The 718-nt window shown below is 61.1% G+C and carries 1 protein-coding gene; it reads right to left on the bottom strand.

Features of this window, described 5'->3' with window-relative positions:
- On the bottom strand, positions 1–718 hold a 718-nt coding region (locus tag AC1DWI_RS25330), incomplete at both ends, for a B12-binding domain-containing radical SAM protein (protein WP_477726207.1).

The raw sequence follows: 718 nt of genomic DNA, 5'->3' as shown, positions 1-718 counted from the left end.
ATCGAGGAGTTCTGCAGAATCGTGTACGGCGTCTGCGGGTCATACGCCATGGCGAACTCCGCCGTGTGCCGGGTGATGGGTGTGCCGCGCAGGCGCTTGAGGATGCCGAACTGGATTTCATGCGGCGCCAGTTCATGCAGGCGATCAAAACCCTCGGCGAAGCTCTCCAGCGTCTCGCCGGGCAAACCGAAGATCAGGTCTGCGTGCACATGGGCCTGGCTTTCGTTCACCAGCCAGCGCAGGTTGTTCGCGGTCCTGGCGTTGTCCTGCTTGCGCGAAATGCGCTGCTGCACCTCGGGGTTGAAGCTCTGGATGCCGACCTCAAACTGAAGCGAACCTGCCGGGAACTGTGCAATCAGCACTTTGAGCCGGTCGGGCAGGCTGTCGGGCACCACTTCAAAATGCACAAACAGGTCAGGCGCCATCCGGTCCAGGAAAAACTGCAGGATGCGCACCGAGTTCTCGACCTTCAGGTTGAACGTGCGGTCCACAAACTTGAAGTTGCGTGCGCCGCGCTGGTAGAGCGCGCCCATCTCGGCCATGAACGCGTCCAGGTCAAAAGCCCAGGCGGTTTTATCGAGGGAACTCAGGCAGAACTCGCACTTGAAGGGGCAGCCGCGCGAGGCTTCGACATACAGCAACCGTTTGGCCAGGTCTTCGTCGGTGTATTCGCCGTAAGGCAAGGCCAGCGCCTCCAGTGCCGGCTGCTCCCCTGCAA

The organism is Polaromonas sp. P3_C2, assembly GCF_056402675.1.
This window is presented reverse-complemented; position numbering and strand designations above follow the sequence as displayed.